The following is a 24,605-nucleotide window of genomic DNA, read 5'->3' as shown; positions in this document are numbered from 1 at the left end:
GTTTCTCCATCGTGCTTGATTCGGGACGCCTCGCCTCAAGTCTTTTTGCCGAGCGTCTTTTGTTATTAGGTCAGCGGTCGCTGCTTGTCATAAACAAACGATCGTTTTATTTGCTCGCCAATGTACAGGAAGCACGATCATATCGTAAAGACGCCCGTGCACCGTTCGTGCCACCCGGCGCAGGCTTGTCGCCGGGATTTCCTTTCGGGGAGAAATGTATTACAATCCCGACGGTTAGGGATGGGCGTTTCGCCCATTTTTTATTTGTGGAAAAAGCAATGGATGTACGTTTGCTGCTGGAGAACACGCTGCCAGGTCTGGGTTACGAGCTGGTGGACTTCGAATTGACCCCTGGGGGCGGTTTCAGGGTGTTTCTCGACAAACCCGGTGGAATCACCGTGGAAGACTGCGTGCTGGTGAGCAACCACCTGACGCGCCTCTTCATGGTCGAAAACATAGATTACGAGCGGCTGGAAGTGTCGTCTCCGGGGCTGGACCGTCCGCTCAAGAAAGAGTCGGACTTCGTACGCTTCTCCGGGCAGCGGGCCAAGATCAAGACCCGCATGCCCATTGAACAGCAAAAGAAATTTTCCGGTCGTCTGGCTGGCGTCGTGGATGGCGCTGTACAGCTGGAGTTCGAGGGCCGGACCGTGGCCATTCCGCTCGCCGTTATCGACAAGGCCAGGCTTGATCCTGAGTTCTGATCTGGGCGGGGTCGACCCCACGGGAATGAAAAAAATTCGGAGGATTGCATGAGTCGCGAGATTTTGTTGCTGGTTGATGCCCTGGCGAGCGAGAAGAGCGTCAGCAAGGACGTGGTTTTTACGGCGCTGGAATTGGCGCTGGCGTCTGCTACTAAAAAGAAATTCAATCAGGATGACGTCGATATCCGTGTCGAGATCGATCGTCATACCGGGCAGTACCATACTTTCCGTCGCTGGACCGTGGTCGAAGACGACATGCTCGAATTCGACGACAAGGAAATCGAGCTGGCAGACGCTCGCGAACGTGATCCGTCCATCGAGGTCGGCGCCGTCATCGAGGAACCGATGGAGGCCGTCGAATTCGGCCGTATCGGTGCCCAAGCCGCCAAGCAGGTGATCTTGCAGAAGATTCGCGACGCCGAGCGCGAGCAACTCCTGAGTGAGTTCCTGCAGCGCCGCGAACATCTGGTCAGCGGTACCGTCAAGCGCATCGAGCGCGGCAATGCCATCATCGAGTGCGGCAAGCTGGAGGCCGTGCTGCCGCGCGAGCAGATGATTCCGAAGGAAAACCTGCGCGTGGGCGACCGCGTCAAGGCCTACCTGATGCGCATCGACCGCCTCGGTCGCGGCCCGCAGCTGGTGCTGTCGCGTACTTCCCGCGAGTTCCTGATCAAGCTGTTCGAGCTGGAAGTGCCGGAAATCGAAGAGGGCCTCCTGGAGATCAAGGAAGCCGCCCGCGACCCGGGCCTGCGCGCCAAGATCGCTGTCAAGGCCAACGATCCGCGCATCGATCCGCAGGGTACCTGCATCGGCATGCGCGGTTCGCGTGTTCAGTCGGTGACCCAGGAGCTGGCCGGCGAGCGTGTCGACATCGTGCTGTGGGCACCGGAACCGGCGCAGTTCGTGATCAACGCGCTGTCCCCGGCCGAAGTCAACCGCATCATGATCGATGAGGATAACCACGCCATGGACGTGGTGGTGGAAGAAGACCAGCTGGCTCTGGCGATCGGCCGCAGCGGCCAGAACGTCCGCCTGGCAGCAGAGTTGACCGGTTGGTACCTCAACATCATGACGGTGACCGAGGCCGAAGAAAAACATCAGGAAGAAGACGCCGCGTTGCGTGAAACCTTCATGAAGCACCTCGGTGTGGATGAAGCGACTGCCATGACGCTGGTGCAAGAGGGGTTCGCCACCCTCGAAGAAGTGGCGTATGTGCCAATCGCCGAAATGCTCGAGATCGAAGGCTTTGAAGAGGAGCAAGTCAACGAACTGCGCAGCCGCGCTCGTGACGCTCTCTTGACGCTGGCCATCGCCTCCGAGGAAAAGGTGGAAAGCGTATCCGACGATCTGAAGGGCATCGAAGGCCTGGAAGATGCCGACCTGATGCGTAAGTTGGCTGAAAATGGCGTGACCACCCGCGACGAACTCGCCGACCTTGCCGTGGATGATCTCGTTGACATGACCGGTATGGAGGCTGAAGCCGCACGTGCAATCATCATGAAGGCGCGCGAACACTGGTTTGCCCAGTAAGGCTTCGGGAAGTTATTGACGGAATTTGGGAAGACGCATGGTATTGACGAATGTAAAACAGTTTGCCAGTGAGCTTGGCTTGACACCGGATCGCCTGCTGGAACAGCTGCGTGCCGCCGGTGTCGGCAAAGGCTCGCTGGATGACACCCTCTCAGAACGGGACAAATCCCAGCTCCTGGACTACCTGAAGCGTTCGCATGGTGCCCGTAACGAGACCCCGATCACGGTGACCCGCAAGCAGACCAGCGAGGTTCGTACGGCGGACGGTTCGACGGTAAGAGTGGAAACCCGCAAGAAGCGTGTGGTGCAGCGTCCGCTGGAGGCACCGGTTGCGGCTGTCGCCGCCGTTGCCAAGCCAGAGGCTGCTCCGGTCGCCGCCGCTCCGGTTGAGCCGGCCAAGGCCGAAGTCAAGGCCGAGCCCGTGGTGGCGAAGGTCGACCTCAAGGAAGAACAGAAGCCCGAAGCGCCGAAGCCGGCGGCGGTTGAGACCAAGGTAGAGCCGAAGGTCGAAGCCAAGCCGCAAGAGCCGGCTGCTCCGGAAGTCAAGGCAGCCCCGGTGCGCCCGGCTCCGCTGTCCATTCTGTCTCCGGAAGAAATCGCCGCACGCGAAGCGGAAGAAAAACGCCAGCTGGCGTTCCGCGCTCGTCAGGAAGCCCTGATGCGCGAAAAGATCGAGCGCGAAGAGCGCCGTCAGGCCGCCAAGCTGGCGGCGGAAAATCCGCCTCCGCCTCCTGCGCCGAAGCCGGTCGAGGCCAAACCGGCCGAAGCACGCCCGGCTGCCGGGCGCTCCGCCGATGGCCGTCCGCAGGATGCACGCGGTCCGCGCAGCGGACAGCCGGGTGCCGGTCAGCGTCCTGGCTCGGCCGGGGTGCGTCCGGCTGCGGGGGGGCAGCGTCCGGCTCCGGCCGGTGGCCGTCCTGCTCCGGCTGGGGCCGGTGCCGCGGCGCCTGCCGCGCCGGCACCGGGTTCTGCTGCACCGAAGAAGGGCAAGAAGGGCGGCTCCGAGCGCAGCTGGGACGACGGCAAGAAAGGCCGTGGCCTGCGCGTCAAGGGTGGCGATGCCGGAGGCGACTGGAAGAGCAAGCGCGGCGGTAAGTCGCGCGGCAACAGTCAGCACGCTTTCACCGCACCGACCGAGCCGATCGTGCACGAAGTGCTGGTGCCTGAAACCATTACCGTGGCCGACCTGGCGCACCGCATGGCGGTCAAGGCCGTCGAAGTCATCAAGACCCTGATGAAGATGGGCATGATGGTGACCATCAACCAGGTGCTGGATCAGGAAACCGCGCTGATCGTGGTTGGCGAGATGGGCCACATCGGCAAGGCGGCACAGATGGACGATCCGGATGCCTTCCTCGAGAACGTCGAGGGCGGCGCCGAGGTGGAGCGCCTGCCGCGTCCGCCGGTGGTGACCGTAATGGGTCACGTCGACCACGGCAAGACCTCGCTGCTGGACTACATCCGCCGTGCCAAGGTCGCCGCGGGCGAAGCCGGCGGCATTACCCAGCACATCGGTGCCTACCACGTGGAAACCCCGCGCGGCGTGGTGACCTTCCTCGACACCCCGGGTCACGAGGCGTTCACCGCCATGCGTGCCCGTGGTGCCAAGGCCACCGACATCGTGATCCTGGTGGTGGCCGCCGACGACGGCGTGATGCCGCAGACCATCGAAGCCATTCACCACGCCAAGGCCGCTGGTGTGCCGATCGTGGTGGCGGTGAACAAGATCGACAAGCAGGGCGCCAACCCCGAGCGTATCCGCCAGGAACTGGTCGCGCAGGAAGTGGTGCCGGAAGACTGGGGCGGTGACGCGATGTTCGTCGAGGTTTCCGCCAAGACTGGCCAGGGCATCGACAACCTGCTGGAAGGCGTGCTGCTGCAAGCCGAGGTGCTGGAGTTGACCGCTCCGATCGAATCCCCGGCCAAGGGCGTGATCGTGGAGGCCCGCCTCGACAAGGGTCGTGGCCCGGTGGCAACGCTGCTGGTGCAGTCCGGTACCCTGAAGAAGGGTGACGTGGTACTGGCCGGCACCGCTTTCGGTCGCGTACGCGCCATGATCGATGAAAACGGCAAGGCGATCGATGAAGCCGGCCCGTCCATTCCGGTGGAAATTCTCGGCTTGTCCGACGTGCCGGCCGCAGGCGAAGACGCCATGGTGCTGATCGACGAGAAGAAGGCGCGCGAAATCGCGCTGTTCCGTCAGGGCAAGTTCCGCGACGTGCGTCTGGCCAAGCAGCAGGCTGCCAAGCTGGAGAACATGTTTGCCCAGATGGCCGAAGGCGAGGTGCAGAACCTCTCCATCATCATCAAGGCCGACGTGCAGGGTTCCTACGAGGCGCTGTCGCAGAGCCTGCAGAAGCTGTCTACCGACGAAGTGCGCGTCAATATCCTGCACTCCGGCGTGGGTGGCATCTCCGAATCCGACATCAACCTGGCGATCGCTTCCAAGGCCATCGTGATCGGCTTCAACACCCGTTCCGATGCTGCGGCCCGCAAGTTGGCCGAAAGCGAAGGTGTCGACATTCGTTACTACAGCATCATTTACGATGCCGTGGACGAGGTAAAGGCCGCCATGTCCGGCATGCTGTCGCCGGAGAAGAAGGAACAGATCACCGGTACCGTGGAAATCCGTCAGGTGATTTCGGTGTCCAAGGTCGGCAATATTGCCGGTTGTATGGTAACCGACGGTGTGGTGAAGCGCGGTTCCATGGTCCGTCTGATCCGCCACAACGTGGTGGTTCACACCGGCGAACTCGAATCGCTCAAGCGCTTCAAGGACGACGTGAAGGAAGTGAGGCAGGGCTACGAGTGTGGTCTGATGCTGAAGAACTTCAACGATATCCAGGAAGGCGACCAGCTGGAAGCGTTCGAAATCGTCGAAGTGGCGCGTACCCTCTAAGCGCGTTGTTCGGGCGAGCGTCCCTCCGGCTGCGGCCGGACGGCGCTCGCTTTTGTGTTTTCAGTGAATCAGGATCAACACCATGGCCAGAGCCAAAAAAGGTTTTTCCCGTGCGGATCGTATCTCCGAGCAGATCCAGCGCGAATTGGCTGAACTCTTGCGCAAGGGTCTGAAGGACCCGCGCGCCGGCTGGATTACCATTACCTCGGTAGAGGTGACGCGCGATTACTCGCACGCCAAGATCTACTACACCGTGATGGACGACAAGACCCGCGAGGTAACACAGGAGGCGCTGGAGCACGCCGCCGGCTACCTGCGCAGCGAGCTGGGCCGAGCCCTGCAGATCTTCACCACGCCGCAACTGCATTTCGTCTACGACGAGTCGATCGAGCGCGGCATGCACATGACGCGCCTGATCAACCAGGTATCCGAAGAGTACGCCGAGCCCAAGACCGAGCCGGAAGAGGGCGACGAGGCATGACGCAGATGCGGCGCAAGAAGCGCGCCGTGAGTGGTGTGCTGTTGCTGGACAAGCCTTACAACGTGACCAGCAATTCGGCCCTGCTCAAGGCACGCTGGCTGTTCACGGCGGCCAAGGCGGGGCATACCGGTGTGCTTGACCCGCTGGCGACCGGCCTGTTGCCGGTATGCCTGGGCGAGGCTACCAAGTTTTCGTCCTACCTGCTCGATGCCGACAAGGGCTATCGTGCGACGATCTGCTTCGGCAAGGTGACCACCACCGGCGACCTCGAGGGCGAGGTGCTGCGCGAGCGCCCGGTGACCTTCGACGAGACCGCGCTACGACGGGTGTTGGCGCAGTTTGTCGGGCCGATCAGCCAGGTGCCGCCGATGTACTCGGCGCTCAAGTTCCAGGGCAAGCCGCTGTACGAATACGCCCGCGCCGGGGTCGATATCGAACGTCAGGCGCGTGATGTCGTCATCCATGGCCTGGAGCTGGTTTCGTTCGACGGCGGCGAGGCCGTGGTCGACGTGTTGTGCAGCAAGGGCACCTACGTGCGTACCTTGGCCGAAGACATCGGCGAGGCGCTCGATTGCGGCGCTTTCCTCACCGGTTTGCGCCGCACCACCACCGGTGGTTTCACGCTGGAACAGTCGATCACCCTGGAGGCCCTGGAGGCTGTGCCGGAGGCCGAGCGTGACGCTCTGTTGCTGCCGATGGACGTGCTGGTAGCGCATCTGCCCGAGATCGTCCTGGCGCCGGAACAGGCCGGTCGTTTTCGCCAGGGGCAGGCGGTGCGCATCGCGGAAAAATGTGAGACAATGCTGCGCTTCCGGGTTTACCTTACCGAAACGCGGGAATTTGTCGGGCTGGGGGAGGTCAGGGAACCGGGTGTTCTTTCCCCCCTCCGGCTCGTGGCTGCCTCGGCAGCCGAAGTGTGAAGTGTGGATGGGTCTCGGCTCGCTGCACTTGTCGGGCTTGATTGCCCTTACCTGAATTGTGGAGTACATCAAAATGGCTATGACCGCCGCTCAAAAAGCAGAAATCGTTAAAAACTTCCAGCAGAAGGAAGGCGATACCGGTTCGTCGGAAGTGCAAGTTGCCCTGCTGACCGCCCGTATCAACGATCTGACCCCGCACTTCAAGGCCAACACCAAGGATCATCACAGCCGTCGCGGCCTGCTGAAACTGGTGAGCCGTCGTCGCCGTCTGCTTGACTACCTCAAGCGCACCGATGCCGACAGCTACCGTGCCCTGATCACCCGCCTGGGTCTGCGCAAGTAATCGGTTCAGGTTCGAAAAAGTCGCAGCCAGTCTGCGACTTTTTCGTTTCCCGACCCACTAACTGAATGACACGACGGGAGGAGCCTCTAGACATGCCGGTTGCCGCAGCCAGTCGGTATTTCTAGGGGTTCCCGTTGTGAGTCCACTTGCCTCAAACCAATAGCAAAAGGGATGCCCTGTGTTCAACAAGATTAGCAAAACCTTCCAGTACGGCCGCCACACCGTGACCCTGGAAACCGGTGAAGTGGCCCGTCAGGCCTCCGGCGCCGTTCTCGTCACCATGGAAGACACCGTGGTGCTGGTGTCCGTGGTCGGCTCGCAAAACGTCAAGCCGGGCCAGGATTTCTTCCCGCTGACCGTCGACTATCTCGAGCGCACCTACGCCGCCGGCAAGATCCCGGGCGGCTTCTTCAAGCGCGAGGGCAAGCAGTCCGAGAAGGAAATCCTGACCAGCCGCCTGATCGACCGTCCGATCCGTCCGCTGTTCCCGGAAGGCTTCTACCACGACGTGCAGATTGTCGCCACGGTGATGTCGCTGAACCCGGAAATCGATTCCGACATCCCCGCGATGATCGGCGCTTCCGCTGCGCTGGCGATCTCCGGTCTGCCGTTCAACGGCCCGATCGGCGCCGCCCGCGTCGGCTACGCCAACGGTGACTACATCCTCAACCCGACCAAGACCGAACTGGAAACCTCCCAGCTCGACCTGGTTGTTGCCGGTACCCATCGTGCCGTGCTGATGGTCGAATCCGAAGCCAAGGAGCTGCCGGAAGCCGTGATGCTGGGCGCCGTGGTGTTCGGCCACGACCAGATGCAGGCCGCGATCAAGGCCATCAACGAGCTGGCCGACGAAGTCAATCCGGTAATGTGGGACTGGTCCGCCTCGGCCCAGAACAACGAGCTGATCGCCAAGGTGCGTGAAGTGTCGGGCGAGAAAATCGCCAACGCCTTCCGTATCCGCCAGAAGCAGGCGCGTACGCAGGTGCTAGCTGAAGCCTGGGCCGACGTCAAGGCAGCGCTGATCACTGAAGAAACCGACACCCTGACCGCCAACGAGATCAAGGGCATCTTCAAGAGCCTGGAAGCCGAGATCGTGCGCGGCCAGATCCTGGCCGGCGAGCCGCGCATCGACGGCCGCGACACTCGCACCGTGCGCCCGATCGCCATCCGCACCGGCGTGTTGCCGCGTACCCACGGTTCGGCGCTGTTCACTCGTGGTGAAACCCAGGCCATGGTGGTAACCACGCTGGGCACCCAGCGCGACGAGCAGATCATCGACGCGCTGGCCGGCGAGTACACCGACCGCTTCATGCTGCACTACAACTTCCCGCCGTACTCGACCGGCGAAGCCGGTCGCATGGGCCCGCCAAAGCGCCGCGAAATCGGCCATGGCCGTCTGGCCAAGCGTGCCCTGGCGCAGGTGCTGCCGTCCGCCGACGAGTTCGGTTACTCGATGCGCGTGGTGTCGGAAATCACCGAGTCCAACGGCTCCTCGTCGATGGCGTCGGTATGCGGTGGCTGCTTGGCGCTGTTGAACGCCGGCGTGCCGCTGAAGGCGCACGTGGCTGGTATCGCCATGGGCCTGATCCTGGAGGGCAACCGTTTCGCCGTGCTGACCGACATCCTGGGTGACGAAGATCACCTGGGCGACATGGACTTCAAGGTGGCCGGTACTGCCGAAGGCGTGACCGCGCTGCAGATGGATATCAAGATCCAGGGCATCACCAAGGAAATCATGCAGGTCGCACTCGACCAGGCCAAGGAAGGCCGCCTGCACATCCTCGGCCTGATGAAGGAAGCCGTGGAGGGTCCGCAGCAGCTGTCCACCCACGCTCCGCGCCTGTTCGTGATGAAGATCAACCCGGACAAGATCCGTGAAGTGATCGGCAAGGGTGGCGAGACCATCCGCTCGATCACCAAGGATACCGGTACCGAGATCAACATCGAGGAAGACGGCACCATCACCATCGCTTCGGTGACCCAGGAAGGTGCCGATGCCGCCAAGAAGCGCATCGAGGAAATCACCGTCGAAGTCGAAGTGGGCAAGATCTACGAAGGCACCGTGGTGAAGATTCTCGACAACAACGTCGGCGCCATCGTATCGATCCTGCCGGGCAAGGATGGTCTGGTACACATCTCGCAGATCGCCAACGAGCGTATCAAGAACGTGTCCGACTACCTGAAAGAAGGCCAGGTGGTGAAGGTCAAGGCGATCGAGATGGACGACCGCGGCCGTATCCGCCTGTCGATCAAGGCCCTGCTGGAAGACGAAGCCAAGACGGCGCGCGAAACCGCCGACTCCTTCGGTCTGAAGGCCGGCAGCTGAGTCTGATCGCTGCCAGTGAAAAGCCCGCGCATGCGCGGGCTTTTTTGTTGCCTTGGGTGTGAGGCCGCCGCCGTATCGCGCTCAGTCCTCCGCCGGACGGCGCAGGTGCAGCAGCACACCGCCTTCGCTGCTGGTTTCGAAGCGGTACTCGAGCGCGGCATACTCGTCCAGCATCGGGATCAGCGGGCCGGGAAAGTGCGGTAGGATGAAGGAGGCTTCGCCTCCTGCTTGAAGCTCATCGGCCGCATTGAGGATGATTTCGATCGGCCCGGGCGGGGCCATGTTTCTCAGGTCTTGGGCTGGCATGATGGTTCTCTTGGTCGGGTGGTCGGGTCGGTAGGTGCGCTACGGAGAAAATCGATACTTAGCCGGGCTTGCCGTCCTCGCGCCGCTTCAAGTAGGCCGGGATGAACAGCCTACCCCAGCATAGCAGCGTGAGCAGCCAGCCGCCGGCGGCGACCACATACAGCACGCTGGTCAGCCCAGCGGGGAGGAGGTCGGCGAGCACCCGTGCCAGCGCCATCCAGTGGGCGGCGAGGTAAAGCCGCCATATCCCAGGACTGGCTTCCAGCGGCCGTCCGGAATGGCCGAGACTGACCCGTGTCACGAAGGCGATCATCATGGTCAGGAAGAAGCCGGTGGTGATGGCGTGCAGCGGCGCGAGCCCCAGCAGGGGTTGGCCGAAGAGGGCGGCCCCTTCTTGCAGGACGTACAGGGTGAAACCGATCGCCAGCCAGGCAAAGGCCAGGTGCAGCATGCCCAGCAAGCGCACCGACAGGCTGGCCCGCAACTGCCAGCGCCACGAGGTATAGGCCAGCAGCAGGGCGAACGGCAGGTCGGCGGGCAGGGTGGTGACGCCGGCGATGTGCAGCAGGCCGTGGCCGAACGAGCCGCCCAGCAAGGCATAGAGCAGCCAGTTCGGCCGCCATACGGTATAGCCGGCAAGCACGCTCGAGGAAAAGAACGGTACCATGCGATGGCTGACGGTCAGGAAGACCGGCAGCAAAAAGCCCCATAGCGCCAGGTCACGCATCACCGCCCAGCCGAGGATGTCGCCGCTGAGCAGCCAGTAGAGGGCGGCCATCAGCCCGGCGAGGCCGACGATGAAGGCCAGTTCCACCGCGATAGCGTGGCGCCGGTCGGGTTGTGGACTGGCCAGGATGATCTGGCCGAAGACCAGCACCAGTCCGGAAAAGCCCAGCGCATAACTCAACAGGCCGGCCACGGCCAGGCCCGGGCCCAGCGCCAGGGCGGCGAGCCACAACACCAGGCCGGCCGCCATCAGTGCCGGAATGGCCAGGTAGCGGGCGCGAGACGGTGCATCGACGTTGAGCCAGCGTGGTCCGGCGGTCAGGATGAAGCCGGTCATAAAGAACGGAAAAATGCCGTACAGCATCAGGAAACCGTGAGCCAGCGTGGCGGGGATGGATAGCGGCAGGGCAAAGCCTGTCAGACGGCGGCTCATTTCCAGTGACCAGCCTGCCAAGAGCGTGATGGCGAACACCATGCCGGGCAGGAAGGCCACGCGGTGCGGTGCCTGCAAGAAGGCCGGTAGCGTGACTGCCGGCGATGGTTTTGGAGCCAGGCCGGGGCTGGGAGTGGGGGTGGGGGATAGCGGTCGCATCTTCATACAACTCCGGATGGGGTATTAGGGAGTATCGGACGCACGCCGTCCGAGCTGAATGATCAGAGTCAAGAATCGAGGGAGAAAATCATGTCTGGGCCGTCAACGCACGCCTTTCTCAAGCACATTCCATTGTTCAGCGTTTGCCACGAGGACGAACTGGCAAGGTTGGCCGAAAGGGCGATCGAGCAGCGCTACGAAAAGGGGCAGATGCTGTTCCAGCGTGGCGACCCGTGCCAGGGCATGTACGTGCTGGTGTACGGCCGTATCAAGATCGCCATCGTCGCGCGCCAGGGAACCGAGAAAGTGATCGAAATCATTCACCCTTCGCAAAGCTTCGGCGAAGCCGTGATGTTTCTCGAGCAGCCCTACCCGGTGATGGCGCAGGCGGTGGAGGATTCGCTGGTGCTGTTCATCCCAGCCGAAACCCTGTTTACCGCGCTGGATGACGACAGCCGCCTGGCACGGCGCATGCTGGCGGGCTTGTCGATGCGGCTGCGTACGCTGCTCAAGGATGTCGAGACCTACACGCTGGAGTCGGCCGTGGAGCGCGTGGTGGGCTACCTGCTCAACAGCCTGGAGGACAGCGACGACAACGTGGTCAACCTGCCGGTCAACAAACAGACGCTGGCCTCACGCCTCAACCTGACCCCGGAAACGTTCTCTCGGGTTCTGCAAAAACTCGCCGAGCAGGCCGGGATCGTGGTGGAAGGCCGGGAAATCCGCGTTCCTGACCGTAATAAGCTATCCGAAATGCGCAATCTGGCCTGATTTGCGCTGAATTCACGCTCTTTCGGGCTCCGAGGTTTTTGTAATCGCATGTCGCAAACCGGATATGGGGCTGTTTGCGGATTCGATTAGAATGATTCGGACAATTACCCCAAAGTACCCGTTACTGCACGAAGGAACTATCAAGATGAGCAACGCTGTTACCCGCGCTACCTTCGACCAGGTCATGGTCCCCAACTACTCTCCCGTCGAGTTCATTCCGGTGAAAGGGCTGGGTTCCCGTGTATGGGATCAGCAGGGCAATGAGTACATCGATTTCGCTGGCGGCATCGCCGTCAACTCGCTCGGTCACTGCCACCCGGAGCTGGTGGCCGCGCTGACCGAGCAGGGCAACAAGCTGTGGCACCTGTCCAACGTCTTCACCAACGAACCGGCGCTGCAACTGGCGACTCGTCTGACCGAGCTGACCTTTGCCGAGCGTGTGTTCCTGTGCAACTCCGGTGCCGAAGCCAACGAAGCGGCCTTCAAACTGGCCCGCAAGTACGCCACCGATCACTTCGGTGCCGACAAGTACGAAATCATTTCCTGCAAGAACTCGTTCCACGGTCGTACCGTGTTCACCGTCAACGTCGGCGGCCAGCCCAAGTATAGCGAGGGATTCGGCCCCAATCCGGCTGGCATCACCCACGTCGAGTTCAACAGTATCGAGTCCCTCAAGGCCGCCATCTCCGACAAGACCTGCGCCGTGGTGATCGAGCCGGTGCAAGGCGAGGGTGGCGTGCTGCCGGCCGACAAGGCCTACCTGGAAGCAGCCCGCGAGCTGTGTAACCAGCACAACGCGCTGCTGATCTTCGACGAAGTGCAGACCGGCGTCGGCCGTTGCGGCACGCTCTATGCCTACCAGTCTTACGGTGTGACCCCGGACATCCTGTCTTCGGCCAAGGGCCTGGGCGGCGGCTTCCCGGTTGGGGCCATCCTGACGACCGCTGCCATCGCCAAGAGTCTCGGCGTCGGCACCCACGGCACTACCTACGGCGGCAACCCGCTGGCATCCGCCATCGCCGGCAAGGTAGTCGAGATCATCAGCCGTCCGGAAGTGCTGGAGGGTGTGCGCGCCAAGCATGATCGTTTCGTGGCCGGCCTGAACGCCATCAACGCCAAGTACCACGTGTTCAAGACCGTGCGCGGCATGGGCCTGTTGATCGGCTGCGTGCTGGCTGACGAGTACGCCGGCCGTGCCAAGGACTTCCTCAAGGCCGCCGAGAAAGAACGCCTGATGGTATTGGTCGCAGGGCTGAACGTGGTGCGCCTGGCGCCGTCCCTGGTGGTTGAGGACAAGGACATCGACGAGGGCCTCGCCCGCCTCGATGCCGCCATCGCCAGCCTGGTTAGCGTCCGCTAAACCCGCCCCCTTCTCTTAACAATTGACGTTTTTCACCCGCGACCTGCCCGGCTGGGCAGGTCGTAGGGGACGGCTGCGCCTGAAAAACGTCGCGACAATGATTTGACATGCTTGGGAGGGCTTGCCCATGTTAGTCGTCCGTCCAGTCCGGACCTCCGATCTGCCTGCAATCGAGCGCATGGCAGTGGCCAGCGGCATCGGCGTGACCAGTTTGCCCAATGACCGGGACAAGCTGTTCGAGCGTATCCAGCAATCGGCCAGCGCTTTCGAGCACGAGGCGGTGCCGGATACCGGCCGCGAATTCTATATGTTCGTGCTGGAAGAGCACGGCGAGGTGGTGGGGACCGCCTCGATCAGCGCTTCCGCCGGTTTCGATGAACCATTCTACAGCTATCGCAGCGAGACCTTCGTGCACGCCTCGCGTCCGCTCAAGGTCAACAACCGCATCCATGTGCTGAATATCTGCCACGACCTGACCGGGATGGTGCAGTTGTGCGGCTTCTACGCCGACCCGGCCTACGGGGAATTGGGCAGTGAATTGTTGTCTCGTGCCCGTCTGTTGTTCATCGCCGGGCAGCGCGAGCGCTTCGGCAAGCGCATCCTGGCCGAGATGCAGGGCATCCACGACGAGCAGGGCCAGTCGCCGTTCTGGAACGCCATCGGCCGGCGCTTCTTCAATATGGATTTCATCCAGGTGGAGCAGGCCTTCGTCTCGCACAGCAAGACCTTCATCGCCGAACTGATGCCGGCCTACCCGATCTACGTGCCCTTGCTGCCGGACGAGGCGCAGAACGCCATCGGCCAGGTCCACCCGGATTTCGAGCGGCCGTTCATGCTGCTGACTAGCGAGGGCTTCGAGGCCGACAACTACCTCGACATCTTTGATGGCGGCGCGGTGCTGACCGCCGACGTCGACCGGCTGTGGACCGTCGAATGCAGCGGCACCTATCCGTTGGAAGTGTCGGCCAGCCTGCCGCCGTCCGCCACCACCATGCTGCTCAGCAATGGCTGTACCGACCGCTTTGCCGCGGTGGCGGCCCGCGTGGCCTTGGTCAACGGGATGGCGCTGATGACCCAGGATGTCGCCCAGGCGCTGGCGCTGTCGAACGGCCAGCCGGTGCGTGTGGTGCCGCTGCACGAGGCCAAGGAGAAACAATCATGATGGTGATCCGTCCCATTACCCGCGATGACCTGCCGGGGCTGATGAAGTTGGCGGCCAGTGCCGGCGTGGGCCTGACGTCGCTGCCGATCAACGAGGAACGTCTGGCCAAGCGCATCCTGCGCTCGGTGCGCTCGTTCAGCGGTGAGGCCGAGTTGGCCGAACAAGGCTACGTGTTTGTGCTGGAAGACGGCAGCAACGGCACCGTCGCCGGCATCTGCGCCCTGGAGGCGGCGGTCGGCCTGCACGAGCCTTGGTACAACTACCGTGTCGGCACCATCGTGCACGCCTCGGAAGAGTTGAACGTCTATTCGCGCCACGACACCCTGTTCCTGTCCAACGACCATACCGGCTATTCGGAATTGTGCACGCTGTTCCTGCACCCGGATTACCGGGTCAACCGCAACGGTGGCTTGCTGTCGAAGAGCCGCTTCCTATTCCTGGCCCAGTTCGCCGACCTGTTCGGCAAGATGGTGGTGGCCGAAATGCGCGGGGTCTCGGACAGCGACGGCAAGTCGCCGTTCTGGGAGGCGCTGGGCCGGCACTTCTTCTCCATGGAGTTCGCCGAAGCCGACTATCTGACCGGGGTCGGGCAGAAGGCCTTCGTTGCCGAACTGATGCCCAAGCACCCGGTGTACATCGATTTTCTGTCGCCCGAAGCCCGGGCCGTGATCGGGAAGACGCACGAGAACACCCGGCCGGCGGTCGCCATGCTGGAGTCCGAGGGCTTCCGTTACGAGGGCTACGTCGACATTTTCGACGCCGGTCCGACGGTGCAGGCCTATACCAGCGAAATTCGCGCCGTGAAGCAGAGCGTCATGGCCAGCGTCCGCGTCGTGACCGCTCCGGTCGAGGGCGAGCGCAAGAACCTGCTGGTGTCGAACACCCAGTTTGAAGGCTTCCGCGTGATCCTGGCGGAAACCACCGTCGTCGATAACGAGATTCTGCTGACGCCCGAAGAGGCGCACGCCCTGCAAGTGGGCGAAGGTGACCCGGTGCGCTGTGTCACGCTCTCGCCCAAGGAGACTATCTAAATGGCAACGCTGTGTATCAATGGAACCTGGCTGGCCGGTGACGGCGAGTCGTTGAAAAAAACCAACCCGGCCACGGCCGAGGTGATCTGGGAAGGCAAGGGCGCCTCGCCGGCTCAAGTCGACGCCGCCGTTGCCGCCGCTCGCGCCGCCTTCAAGAATTGGTCGCGCACTTCTTTTGACGAGCGGGTAGCCATTGCCCGTCGTTTCGGCGAGCTTCTGGCCGCCAACAAGAATGCCTTGGCCGAAGTGATCGCGAAGGAAACCGGCAAGCCGATGTGGGAAGCGCTGACCGAGGTGACCACCATGGTCAACAAGGTCGACATCTCGGTCAAATCGTACAACGAGCGCACCGGCGAGCGGGCAGCCCCCATGGGCGACGCTCAGGCGGTATTGCGTCACAAGCCCCACGGCGTGGTGGCGGTGTTCGGTCCGTACAACTTCCCGGGCCACCTGCCCAACGGCCACATCGTGCCGGCGCTGATCGCGGGCAACACCGTGATCTTCAAGCCGTCCGAACTGACGCCGTGGACTGCGCAGGAAACCGTCAAGCTGTGGCAGCAAGCCGGCTTGCCGGCGGGCGTGATCAACCTGGCCCAGGGCGCCAAGGAAACCGGCATCGCCTTGGCCAACCATGCCGGCATCGACGGTTTGTTCTTCACCGGTAGTTCCGCCACCGGCAACCTGCTGCACAAGACCTTCGGCGGCCAGCCGGAGAAGATACTGGCGCTGGAGATGGGCGGCAACAATCCGCTGATCGTGGGTAAGGTGGCCGAGGTCGATGCCGCCGTGCACCACGTGATCCAGTCTGCCTTCATCTCCGCCGGCCAGCGCTGTACCTGCGCACGGCGTCTGCTGGTCCCTGCCGGGGAGTGGGGCGATGCCTTCGTCGAACGTTTGGTCGAGGTCGCCGCCAAGCTCAAGGTGGGGCTCTACAACGAAGAACCGGCTCCGTTCATGGGCTCGGTGATTTCCAACACCGCGGCCGACGCGCTGCTCAAGGCGCAGGCCACGTTGCGTGAGAACGGCGGCAAGGTGCTGCTGGAAATGCGCCGCCTGTCCGAGACCGGCGCCATTCTGTCGCCGGGCATCATCGACACCACCGATGCCCAGCGTCCGGACGACGAATTCTTCGGTCCGCTGCTGCAGGTGATCCGCTACACCTCGTTCGACCAGGCCATCGAGATCGCCAACGACACCCGCTTCGGCCTGGCCGGCGGCGTGCTGTCGGACGACCGCGCCGAATACGAGCGCTATCTGCTGGAAAGCCGTGCCGGCGTGGTGAACTGGAACAAGCCGCTGACGGGTGCCTCCAGCGCCGCTCCGTTCGGTGGCATCGGCGCCTCGGGCAATCATCGCCCCAGCGCCTACTATGCAGCCGATTACTGTGCCTGGCCGGTCGCTTCGCTGGAGTGCGACAGCCTGACCGTTCCGACTCAACTTTCTCCGGGGATCGTACTGTGAGCAACGCTTTTGAAGTGAACTTCGACGGCCTGGTTGGCCCGACGCACAACTACAGCGGCCTGTCCTACGGCAACGTCGCTTCCACCGGCAACCAGAACGCCGTGTCCAACCCGAGGCTGGCCGCCAAGCAGGGGCTGGCCAAGATGAAGGCGCTTCACGACCTGGGCTTCAAGCAAGGCGTGCTGGCGCCGCACGAGCGCCCGGATGTGGCGAGCCTGCGTCTCCTCGGCTTTAGCGGCAGCGATGCGCAAGTGATCGAGCGCGCGGCCAAGGAGGCACCGGCCATCCTGGCGGCCGCCTCCTCCGCCTCCTGCATGTGGACCGCCAACGCGGCCACCGTCAGCCCGTCCGGCGACACCGCCGACGGCCGCGTGCACTTTACCCCGGCCAACCTGAACAACAAGTTCCATCGTTCGATCGAGCACCCGACCACTCGCCGCATCCTGCAGGCGATGTTTGCCGACCGCGAGCGCTTCATGGTGCACGAGGCGCTGCCGGCGCAGATGCACTTCGGTGACGAAGGCGCAGCCAACCATACCCGTTTCTGCGACCGTTACGACGGAGCCGGTGTGGAGTTCTTCGTGTTCGGTGCCGCTGCTTTCGACAGCCGCTATCCGAAACCGGCCCGGTTCCCGGCGCGCCAGACGCTGGAAGCGTGCCAGGCGGTGGCCCGGCTGCACGGCCTGAAGGAGGAGGGCGTGGTCTACGCCCAGCAGGACCCGGACACCATCGATGCCGGCGTGTTCCACAACGACGTGATCTCGGTCGGTAACCGCAACGTGCTGTTCCACCACGAGAAGTCCTTCCTGCATCAGGCCGAGGTGCTGGCCGAGCTGGACCGCAAGCTGGCGGCGGCAGGCGGCAACTTCATCGCCATTGAGGTGCCGCAGGCCGAAGTGTCGGTGGAGGAGGCGGTGAAGAGCTACCTCTTCAATAGTCAGCTGCTGTCCAAGCCGGGCGGCGGCATGATCATCGTGGTGCCGGAAGAGTGCCGCAATATCGAACGTGTCTGGGCCTACCTGGAGAAGCTCAAGGCCTCGGGCGGCCCGATCGACGAGGTGCGCGTGTTCGATCTCAAGCAAAGCATGCAGAACGGCGGCGGGCCGGCCTGCCTGCGTCTGCGCGTGGCCTTGTCCGAGTCGGAAATCGCCGCGGTCAACCCGCGCGTGATGATGTCCGAGCAATTGTTCGGCACGCTGAACACCTGGGTGGACAAGCATTATCGCGATCGCCTGTCGCCGGAAGACCTCGGTGACCCGCAACTGTTGCTGGAATGCCGCACCGCGCTCGATGAATTGACCCAAATCATGGGACTTGGCGCGGTGTACCCGTTCCAGCTGGTTTGAGTCCGGTTCTGGTGCAAAAAAGGCAGCCCGGTGCGGGTTGCCTTTTGTATTTTGTATACAACAAAAATTGTCGTTGCTCGACGCGAGTAGCAACGGAAAGAGCTTGTTTTCACGGCGTTTTCTTGCCAGCCCATCAGAGCTCATGACGGAAAATCGCTATTTGATCGAAAATCTGCAGGAAAATCGTCGGTTCAATCCGGGGCGTGCGATGTTTTGTTCTGGTGCGGTGCAGCGCGTTTCGGTTGTATTTCGAGATTAATAAAAAAAATCCATAAAAAACAATTACTTGTGTCGTGTTTGGAGGTCTATTCTTTAGGGGTTTTTGGGGCTCTTGTTAAGATTGACAGTCGATTGTAGACACACGCATAATCCGCCGAAGTTTCCGGATAGTGACAGCAAAAGTCATCAACCGGACGCTAGATGGACGATAACGAAAAGAGGGTCACCCCCGTCGTGTCGTCGGGTCTTCAATCAAAGGAGAATTCCCACCGTGGACATTTTTTTGCAACAGATACTCAATGGCCTCGTGCTGGGTAGCATCTACGCGCTGATCGCGCTGGGCTACACCATGGTGTACGGGATCATGGGGCTGATCAACTTCGCCCATGGCGAAGTCGTCATGATGGGGGCCATGGTCACCATCACCGTCGTGACCTCGCTGATGGGGGCCGGAGTCAACCTTCCGGGGCCGCTACTGGTTCTGATTGGTCTCGTTATTGCCATTCCGGCCTGCGCGCTGTTGGGCTATACCATCGAACGCGTCGCCTACCGTCCGCTGCGCAACGCGCCGCGCCTGGCGCCGCTGATCACCGCGATCGGCCTGTCGATCGTGCTGCAGCAGGTGGCGATCCTGATCTGGGGCCGCAACTACATCCCGTTCCCGTCGATCCTGAGCCATGACACCGTCGAGATCTTCGGCGCCAGCATCACCGTGCTGCAGATCATGATCATCGTGCTGTGCTTGGTGATCATGGCCGGTCTGTTGATCATGGTCGAGAAGACCAAGCTCGGCCGCGCCATGCGCGCCACCAGCCAGAACCCCGGCGTGGCCTCGCTGATGGGCGTCAACGTCAACACCATCATCTCCTCCACCTTCATGCTGGGCTCCGCGCTGGGCGCCATCGCCGGCGTCATGGTCGCCACCAACTACGACCAGGCCCACTACTACATGGGCTTCCTGATCGGCCTGAAGGCGTTCACCGCGGCAGTACTGGGCGGCATCGGCAACCTCGGCGGCGCAGTGGCGGGCGGTATCCTGCTCGGCATCATCGAGAGCCTGGGCGCCGGCTACATCGGCACCCTGACCGGCGGCTTCCTCGGCAGCCACTACCAGGACATCTTCGCCTTCATGGTGCTGATCCTGGTGCTGATCTTCCGTCCGTCCGGCCTGCTGGGCGAAAAAATGGCCGACCGTGCCTGATCGAAGGGGAGAAACAAACATGACCATGGCACTAGAAATGAACAAGCTCGACACCAACAAGAAGGTCGGCCTGTTCCTCGTGTCGGCTATCGTGCTCGCGGTGCTGCCGTTCGTCGTCGGCGGCCTGCTGGGCAACTCGTGGCTGCGTATCATCGACTTCGCGCTGCTGTACGTGATGCTGGCGCTGGGGCTCAACATCGTGGTCGGCTTCGCCGGCCTGCTGGACCTGGGCTTCATCGCCTTCTACGCCGTCGGTGCCTACACCTTTGCGCTGTTGGGTTCGCCGCACTTCGACATCCACCTGCCGTTCTACATCACCATCCCCCTCGGGGCCGTGGTGGCAGCGTTCTTCGGCATCCTGCTCGGCACCCCGGTGCTGCGCCTGAAGGGCGACTACCTGGCGATCGTGACGCTGGGCTTCGGTGAGATCGTGCGTATCTTCATGAACAACCTGAACGCGCCGATCAACATCACCAACGGCCCGCAGGGCATCAACCTGATCGATCCGGTCAAGATCGGCGGGCTGTCGTTCGGCAAGCCGCTGGAGATCGCCGGCCACAGCTTCAACAGCGTTTATCTTTACTACTACTTCTTCCTGGCGCTGACCGTGCTGGTGGTGATCATGGCCTGGCGCCTGCAGCACTCGCGCATCGGCCGTGCCTGGGTGGCGATGCGCGAAGACTCGATCGCTGCCGCCGCGATGGGGCTCAACATCCGCAACATCAAGCTCTTGGCGTTCTCGCTGGGCGCGCTGTCGGGTGGTGTGGCCGGTGGCCTGTTCGCCTCGTTCCAGGGCTTCATCTCGCCGGAATCGTTCGGTCTGCTGGAATCGGTAATGATCCTGGCGATGATCGTGCTGGGCGGCATGGGCCACATCCCGGGCGTGATCCTGGGGGCGGTGGTGCTGACCGTGGCGCCGGAAGTGCTGCGCGACGTCATCGGCCCGCTGCAGATGCACACCTTCGGTCGCATGCTGATCGACCCGGAAAACGCCCGCATGCTGATCTTCGGCCTCGCCTTGGTCATCATGATGCTGCTGCGTCCGGAAGGCATGTGGCCGTCCAAGCGCCGCAAGGCCGAGTTCGACGACGCGAAGAAAGGTTAAGCCATGGCACACGCTCTGCTGAAAATCGAAGGCATCAACAAGCGCTTTGGCGGCCTGCATGCCCTGAACAATGTCGGTCTGACCATCAACAAGGGTGAGATCTACGGCCTGATCGGCCCGAACGGCGCCGGCAAGACCACGCTGTTCAACGTGTTGACCGGTCTCTACCAGCCCGACGAAGGCACTTTCACCTTCGACGGCCAGGACCTGTTCCGCGCCAAGCCGCACGTGGTGGTCGGCACCGGCATCGCCCGGACCTTCCAGAACATCCGCCTGTTCGGCGAGATGACCGCGCTGGAGAACGTCATGGTGGGTCGCCACATCCGCTCCAAGGCCAACGCCCTGGGTGCGATCCTGCGCGACAAGAAGACCATGGCCGAAGAGAAGGCGATCGAAGCCAAGGCGTGGGAGCTGCTGGCCTACGTCGGCATCACCGACGTCGCCTTTGAACGCGCCCGCAACCTGTCGTACGGTCACCAGCGCCGCCTGGAGATCGCCCGTGCGCTGGCCACCGAGCCCAAGCTGTTGGCGCTCGACGAACCGGCCGCCGGCATGAACCCGAGCGAAACTGAAGACCTCAAGGTGCTGATGGAAAAGATCCGCAAGGACGGCGTGACCGTGCTGCTGATCGAACACGACGTGAAGCTGATGATGGGCCTGTGCGACCGCATCGCCGTACTCGACTACGGCAAGAAGATCGCCGAAGGCGTGCCGGAAGTGGTGCGCAAGGACCCGAAAGTGATTGAAGCCTACCTGGGAGCGGCCCACGCATGAGTCTCTTGGACGTGAAGAACCTGCAGGTGTCGTACGGCGGCATCCATGCGGTGAAGGGGATCGACCTGCACATCGAGCAGGGCGAACTGGTGACGCTGATCGGTGCCAACGGCGCCGGCAAGACCTCGACGCTGCGCACGCTGGTGGGGATGGAGAAGAAGTCTGGCGGCAGCATCGTCTACGACGGCAAGGAAACCGCCGGGATTCCGGCGCACAACTTCGTGCGCCGCGGTCTGGCCATGGTGCCGGAAGGCCGCGGCATCTTCGCCAAGCTGACGGTGGAAGAGAACCTGCTGATGGGGGCGTTCTACCGCGACGACAAGGCGGCGATCCAGAACGAGCTGGAACACGTCTACGAGCTGTTCCCGCGTCTGAAGGAACGCTTCAAGCAGCTGGCCGGCACGCTGTCGGGCGGCGAGCAGCAGATGGTGGCGATGGGGCGGGCGATCCTGTCCAAGCCCAAGCTGCTGCTGCTGGACGAACCGTCGATGGGTCTGGCGCCGATCATCGTGCAGAAGATCTTCGAGATCATCCAGATGATCTCGGCGCAGGGCGTGACGATGCTGCTGGTGGAGCAGAACGCCAAGCTGGCGCTGGAGATCAGCCAGCGCGGCTACGTGATGGAGAGCGGCCGCATCACCATGAGCGGCCCGGCGCGCGAGCTGCTGGATGATGAGCGGGTGCGTAACGCCTATCTGGGCGGCTGACCCGAGCTGACAATGAATGCGACTCTTGGCCCCGGCGTGCTGGTTCACCAGCTCCTCGGGGCTTTTTTATTGCCCCCGCTCAACGTCATCCTGCTTGTCCTGCTGGGGCTGTGGCTGAGGCGGCGCCATCCGGGGGCGGGGAGTGTGGTCGTTGCGCTCGCGCTGGGCTTGTCATACGCCCTGGCGACCCCGCAGATGGCGATGTGGCTGAACCGTCCGCTCGAGCGTTTTCCGCTGGTGGCGCTGTCCCAGGTGCGGGAGACCGGTGCCATCGTGGTATTGGGGGGCGGCAAGAAGCCGGCGCCGGAATACGGCCGCAACGAGCCCTCGGCCGATACCCTAGTGCGGCTGCGTTATGCCGCCTACCTGGCGCGGGACAGTGGCCGTCCCGTGCTGGTCAGCGGCGGTGCGCCGCTGGGGGGCGAGGCGGAAGCGCCGGTGATGGCCCGCACCTTGGTGAGCGATTACGGTGTGCAGCCGCGCTGGGTCGAGCAGGGCTCGGATACCACGTTCGACAACGCACGCCTGTCGGCGCAGCTGCTCAAGGCCGACGGCGTGCGTTCCATCACGCTGGTCAGCCAGGGCTGGCACCTGGCACGGGCCGTGCCGCTGTTCGAAGAGCAGGGCCTGAAGGTACTGCCGGCGCCGACCGGACTCGTACGCTACGATGGTGGTGGCGTGATGTGGTACCTGCCTTCCGGGCGGGCGATGCAGGAGACGCACGCCGCGCTGCGCGAATGGGTGGGGCGGCTGTATTATGCCGTACGCGAGCGGGGTACCGCGTTGCTCCGCTCGGTCTCGCATCTCAAATCCTGACCGCGCGGGAGAACGGCATTGTCGCCAGTGCCGAAGCACCGTCGTGCCGGTGGGCGGCGTGCCTCGCCGGGCCGGATGGGGCGCGCAGCAGATTGATTCACGAACACTCTGACAGGAGCCAGTCATGCAGGTAGCAGCCATCATCATCGGCGACGAATTGTTGTCTGGAAAGCGCCAGGACAAGCATTTGCAGGCGCTGATCCGTATTCTGGCCGCTCGCGGCATGCCACTTGCGGCGGCCGAGTACCTCGGAGACGATCCGCATCGGATCGAGGCGGCGTTGAAGCGTGCCTTCGCCAGTGGCGACCTGGTGTTCAGCTTCGGTGGCATCGGCGCCACCCCGGACGACCATACCCGTGGCTGTGCTGCCCGCGCGCTGGGGGTGGAGCTGGCGGTGCACCCGGAGGCGCGCGCCATTATCGAGGAGCGTTTCGGCGACGAGGCCTATCCGCACCGCATCAACATGGGGGCGTTCCCGCTCGGCGCGCGCCTGATCCCGAACCCGGTCAACCGCATCGCGGGTTTCTCGGTGCATGACGTGCATTTCGTGCCGGGTTTTCCGGCCATGGCGTGGCCGATGATCGAGTGGGTGCTCGATACGCACTACCCGCACCTCCGGAACGATGTGCCGGATGTCGAGCGTAGCGTGATCGCCATCAACGCCCGCGAGGGTGACCTGATCGGATTGATGGAGACGTTCAGTGCGCGCTACCCGGCGCTGAAGCTGTCCAGCCTGCCCAACTTCGGCAACGACGCCATCCCCCAGATGCACATCGAGTTCGGTTTCAGCGGCCAACCGGCGCTGGTCGGCATCGCTTTGTCCGAGCTGGAGAAGGAATTGGTCAAGCGTGGCTACGAGGTACGTAGCACCGCATAATTTGCAAGTATTTGTTTTGAAATAAACCATCTATTTGGCATTATTTTAAATTGTTTATATTTGTTTCCTGCGCTTGAGTTGTCCTGAGCGGGCGGGCTAGGGTGGCGGTTTTTTGCCTGCCACCCGCCATGAAACGCTTGCTGTTTTTGCTGTTGCCCTTGCTGCTGAGCGCCTGCCTCGGCCATGACCGTCCATCCCCCGTCGCCCGGGACGTTTCCTCGTACACTCCGCCCCCCGCCGAAGCGGTCACGTTGGTATCCGGCAAGCACAGCGTGGGTCACCGCGACTTCAATAACGCCAAGAAAGTGTTGCCGGAGGTCTTTGCCGGCATGGAGGAAGACTTCTACTGCGGCTGCAAGTACAGCGGCAAGGACGTCGATTTCGCTTCCTGTGGGTATCAGCCGCGCAAGAACGCCGCGCGCGCCAGTCGCATCGAGTGGGAGCACGTGGTGCCGGCCTGGGTACTGGGGCATCAGCGGCAATGCTGGCAGCAGGGCGGGCGCAAGAACTGCGTGGCCACCGACGCGGCGTTCCGCATGGCCGAGGGCGATCTGAATAACCTGGTTCCGGCGGTGGGCGAGGTCAACGGCGATCGCGGCAACCTGTCGTACGGCGCCTGGACGCGCACTCCGACCCCGATGTACGGCCAGTGCCAGACCATCGTCGACTTCAAGAACCGGCGCGTGCAGCCGCGCGAAGAGGTGCGCGGACGCGCCGCGCGCATCACCCTGTACATGCACGACCAGTACGGCCTGCGCATGAGCAGCCAGGATCGCCAACTGATGTGCGCCTGGGCCAAAACTTATCCGGTGGACGAATGGGAGCGCCAGCGCGAAGCGCGCATCGTGGCGTTGCAGGGCAGCGGCAATCCTTACGTGAGCGACCCGCAGCAGCTGGCCAAGCGCTGCGGCTGAGCGCTTGCGAGGTACGCTCTGACAGGAGACCGGG

General features: G+C 62.8%; 22 protein-coding genes. 20 read left to right on the top strand and 2 right to left on the bottom strand.

Going from position 1 to position 24,605, the window contains the following annotated elements; translation table 11 throughout:
- Positions 1 to 278 precede the first annotated feature (278 nt).
- The 7 genes from rimP to pnp all read left to right on the top strand — a co-directional run bounded on the left by rimP (position 279) and on the right by pnp (position 9,203).
- On the top strand, positions 279 to 704 hold the full coding sequence (gene rimP, locus NH8B_RS13830) for a ribosome maturation factor RimP (RefSeq protein ID WP_008954489.1): 426 nt from the start codon (positions 279 to 281) through the stop codon (positions 702 to 704).
- 48 nt (positions 705 to 752) lie between these two features.
- Positions 753 to 2,234 (top strand): transcription termination factor NusA, encoded by a 1,482-nt coding sequence (gene nusA / locus NH8B_RS13825; protein WP_014087854.1) that lies wholly within the window; start codon positions 753 to 755, stop codon positions 2,232 to 2,234.
- 37 nt (positions 2,235 to 2,271) lie between these two features.
- On the top strand, positions 2,272 to 5,133 hold the full coding sequence (gene infB, locus NH8B_RS13820) for a translation initiation factor IF-2 (protein WP_014087853.1): 2,862 nt from the start codon (positions 2,272 to 2,274) through the stop codon (positions 5,131 to 5,133).
- Between the two features lie 82 nt (positions 5,134 to 5,215).
- Complete coding sequence (gene rbfA / locus NH8B_RS13815) at positions 5,216 to 5,614, top strand: 30S ribosome-binding factor RbfA (RefSeq protein WP_014087852.1); 399 nt, start codon at positions 5,216 to 5,218, stop codon at positions 5,612 to 5,614.
- On the top strand, positions 5,611 to 6,534 hold the full coding sequence (truB, locus tag NH8B_RS13810) for a tRNA pseudouridine(55) synthase TruB (RefSeq protein WP_008954493.1): 924 nt from the start codon (positions 5,611 to 5,613) through the stop codon (positions 6,532 to 6,534). Before rbfA ends, truB begins: the two co-directional genes overlap by 4 nt.
- A gap of 73 nt (positions 6,535 to 6,607) precedes the next feature.
- Complete coding sequence (rpsO, locus tag NH8B_RS13805) at positions 6,608 to 6,877, top strand: 30S ribosomal protein S15 (RefSeq protein WP_008954494.1); 270 nt, start codon at positions 6,608 to 6,610, stop codon at positions 6,875 to 6,877.
- A 178-nt stretch (positions 6,878 to 7,055) separates the two neighbouring features.
- On the top strand, positions 7,056 to 9,203 hold the full coding sequence (gene pnp, locus NH8B_RS13800; protein WP_014087851.1) for a polyribonucleotide nucleotidyltransferase: 2,148 nt from the start codon (positions 7,056 to 7,058) through the stop codon (positions 9,201 to 9,203).
- An 81-nt stretch (positions 9,204 to 9,284) separates the two neighbouring features.
- Here the strand turns inward: pnp and NH8B_RS13795 are convergent, their stop codons facing one another.
- Positions 9,285 to 9,509, bottom strand: a complete 225-nt coding sequence (locus tag NH8B_RS13795; protein WP_014087850.1) for a DUF2249 domain-containing protein — start codon at positions 9,507 to 9,509, stop codon at positions 9,285 to 9,287.
- A gap of 58 nt (positions 9,510 to 9,567) precedes the next feature.
- Positions 9,568 to 10,833, bottom strand: coding sequence for an NnrS family protein (locus tag NH8B_RS13790; RefSeq protein WP_232503470.1), 1,266 nt, complete (start codon positions 10,831 to 10,833; stop codon positions 9,568 to 9,570).
- An 84-nt stretch (positions 10,834 to 10,917) separates the two neighbouring features.
- Here NH8B_RS13790 and NH8B_RS13785 point away from each other — a divergent pair, with 84 nt between their 5' ends.
- From NH8B_RS13785 to NH8B_RS13725, 13 genes are all read left to right on the top strand, one after another.
- Positions 10,918 to 11,598, top strand: a complete 681-nt coding sequence (locus tag NH8B_RS13785; protein WP_014087847.1) for a Crp/Fnr family transcriptional regulator — start codon at positions 10,918 to 10,920, stop codon at positions 11,596 to 11,598.
- Between the two features lie 145 nt (positions 11,599 to 11,743).
- Positions 11,744 to 12,958, top strand: coding sequence for an aspartate aminotransferase family protein (locus NH8B_RS13780; protein WP_014087846.1), 1,215 nt, complete (start codon positions 11,744 to 11,746; stop codon positions 12,956 to 12,958).
- 127 nt (positions 12,959 to 13,085) lie between these two features.
- Positions 13,086 to 14,120, top strand: a complete 1,035-nt coding sequence (gene aruF, locus NH8B_RS13775) for an arginine/ornithine succinyltransferase subunit alpha (protein ID WP_041702993.1) — start codon at positions 13,086 to 13,088, stop codon at positions 14,118 to 14,120.
- Positions 14,117 to 15,151 carry an arginine N-succinyltransferase gene (gene astA, locus NH8B_RS13770; RefSeq protein WP_008954501.1) on the top strand — a complete coding sequence of 345 codons (1,035 nt, stop codon included), beginning with the start codon at positions 14,117 to 14,119 and terminating at the stop codon, positions 15,149 to 15,151. The genes aruF and astA overlap by 4 nt, the downstream gene beginning before the upstream one ends.
- Entirely contained in the window at positions 15,152 to 16,612 is a 1,461-nt protein-coding gene (gene astD, locus NH8B_RS13765) for a succinylglutamate-semialdehyde dehydrogenase (protein ID WP_014087844.1), read from the top strand.
- Positions 16,609 to 17,958 (top strand): N-succinylarginine dihydrolase, encoded by a 1,350-nt coding sequence (astB, locus tag NH8B_RS13760; RefSeq protein ID WP_014087843.1) that lies wholly within the window; start codon positions 16,609 to 16,611, stop codon positions 17,956 to 17,958. Before astD ends, astB begins: the two co-directional genes overlap by 4 nt.
- 490 nt (positions 17,959 to 18,448) lie before the next feature.
- Positions 18,449 to 19,378, top strand: a complete 930-nt coding sequence (locus NH8B_RS13755; RefSeq protein WP_014087842.1) for a branched-chain amino acid ABC transporter permease — start codon at positions 18,449 to 18,451, stop codon at positions 19,376 to 19,378.
- A gap of 19 nt (positions 19,379 to 19,397) precedes the next feature.
- Positions 19,398 to 20,483, top strand: coding sequence for an ABC transporter permease subunit (locus tag NH8B_RS13750; protein ID WP_014087841.1), 1,086 nt, complete (start codon positions 19,398 to 19,400; stop codon positions 20,481 to 20,483).
- Positions 20,484 to 20,486: 3 nt separating this feature from the next.
- Entirely contained in the window at positions 20,487 to 21,257 is a 771-nt protein-coding gene (locus NH8B_RS13745) for an ABC transporter ATP-binding protein (protein ID WP_008954506.1), read from the top strand.
- Positions 21,254 to 21,964, top strand: a complete 711-nt coding sequence (locus NH8B_RS13740) for an ABC transporter ATP-binding protein (protein WP_008954507.1) — start codon at positions 21,254 to 21,256, stop codon at positions 21,962 to 21,964. The genes NH8B_RS13745 and NH8B_RS13740 overlap by 4 nt, the downstream gene beginning before the upstream one ends.
- A gap of 12 nt (positions 21,965 to 21,976) precedes the next feature.
- Positions 21,977 to 22,780: a YdcF family protein gene (locus NH8B_RS13735; RefSeq protein ID WP_014087840.1), complete on the top strand. Its 804-nt coding sequence runs from the start codon at positions 21,977 to 21,979 to the stop codon at positions 22,778 to 22,780.
- Positions 22,781 to 22,904: 124 nt separating this feature from the next.
- The gene (locus tag NH8B_RS13730; RefSeq protein ID WP_014087839.1) at positions 22,905 to 23,657 is read left to right on the top strand and encodes a competence/damage-inducible protein A; all 753 of its coding nucleotides are present in this window, start codon (positions 22,905 to 22,907) and stop codon (positions 23,655 to 23,657) included.
- Between the two features lie 128 nt (positions 23,658 to 23,785).
- Positions 23,786 to 24,571 (top strand): endonuclease, encoded by a 786-nt coding sequence (locus NH8B_RS13725; protein ID WP_014087838.1) that lies wholly within the window; start codon positions 23,786 to 23,788, stop codon positions 24,569 to 24,571.
- Positions 24,572 to 24,605: the final 34 nt, after the last annotated feature.

Source organism: Pseudogulbenkiania sp. NH8B, assembly GCF_000283535.1.
Taxonomy (GTDB): domain Bacteria; phylum Pseudomonadota; class Gammaproteobacteria; order Burkholderiales; family Chromobacteriaceae; genus Pseudogulbenkiania; species Pseudogulbenkiania ferrooxidans.
Note: the sequence above shows the minus strand (reverse complement) of the source record. Positions and strands in the feature narration are given on the sequence as shown.

Excerpts from the sequence above, each read along its gene's own strand:
- NH8B_RS13725 (WP_014087838.1), top strand. The coding sequence starts at position 23,786 with ATGAAACGCTTGCTGTTTTTGCTGTTGCCCTTGCTGCTGAGCGCCTGC.
- NH8B_RS13785 (WP_014087847.1), top strand. The coding sequence starts at position 10,918 with ATGTCTGGGCCGTCAACGCACGCCTTTCTCAAGCACATTCCATTGTTC.
- truB (WP_008954493.1), top strand. The coding sequence starts at position 5,611 with ATGACGCAGATGCGGCGCAAGAAGCGCGCCGTGAGTGGTGTGCTGTTG.
- rpsO (WP_008954494.1), top strand. The coding sequence starts at position 6,608 with ATGGCTATGACCGCCGCTCAAAAAGCAGAAATCGTTAAAAACTTCCAG.
- infB (WP_014087853.1), top strand. The coding sequence starts at position 2,272 with ATGGTATTGACGAATGTAAAACAGTTTGCCAGTGAGCTTGGCTTGACA.
- NH8B_RS13750 (WP_014087841.1), top strand. The coding sequence starts at position 19,398 with ATGACCATGGCACTAGAAATGAACAAGCTCGACACCAACAAGAAGGTC.
- NH8B_RS13730 (WP_014087839.1), top strand. The coding sequence starts at position 22,905 with ATGCAGGTAGCAGCCATCATCATCGGCGACGAATTGTTGTCTGGAAAG.
- NH8B_RS13795 (WP_014087850.1), bottom strand. The coding sequence starts at position 9,509 with ATGCCAGCCCAAGACCTGAGAAACATGGCCCCGCCCGGGCCGATCGAA.
- NH8B_RS13735 (WP_014087840.1), top strand. The coding sequence starts at position 21,977 with ATGAATGCGACTCTTGGCCCCGGCGTGCTGGTTCACCAGCTCCTCGGG.
- nusA (WP_014087854.1), top strand. The coding sequence starts at position 753 with ATGAGTCGCGAGATTTTGTTGCTGGTTGATGCCCTGGCGAGCGAGAAG.
- rbfA (WP_014087852.1), top strand. The coding sequence starts at position 5,216 with ATGGCCAGAGCCAAAAAAGGTTTTTCCCGTGCGGATCGTATCTCCGAG.
- NH8B_RS13740 (WP_008954507.1), top strand. The coding sequence starts at position 21,254 with ATGAGTCTCTTGGACGTGAAGAACCTGCAGGTGTCGTACGGCGGCATC.
- NH8B_RS13745 (WP_008954506.1), top strand. The coding sequence starts at position 20,487 with ATGGCACACGCTCTGCTGAAAATCGAAGGCATCAACAAGCGCTTTGGC.
- aruF (WP_041702993.1), top strand. The coding sequence starts at position 13,086 with ATGTTAGTCGTCCGTCCAGTCCGGACCTCCGATCTGCCTGCAATCGAG.
- NH8B_RS13780 (WP_014087846.1), top strand. The coding sequence starts at position 11,744 with ATGAGCAACGCTGTTACCCGCGCTACCTTCGACCAGGTCATGGTCCCC.
- rimP (WP_008954489.1), top strand. The coding sequence starts at position 279 with ATGGATGTACGTTTGCTGCTGGAGAACACGCTGCCAGGTCTGGGTTAC.
- NH8B_RS13790 (WP_232503470.1), bottom strand. The coding sequence starts at position 10,833 with ATGAAGATGCGACCGCTATCCCCCACCCCCACTCCCAGCCCCGGCCTG.
- astD (WP_014087844.1), top strand. The coding sequence starts at position 15,152 with ATGGCAACGCTGTGTATCAATGGAACCTGGCTGGCCGGTGACGGCGAG.
- astA (WP_008954501.1), top strand. The coding sequence starts at position 14,117 with ATGATGGTGATCCGTCCCATTACCCGCGATGACCTGCCGGGGCTGATG.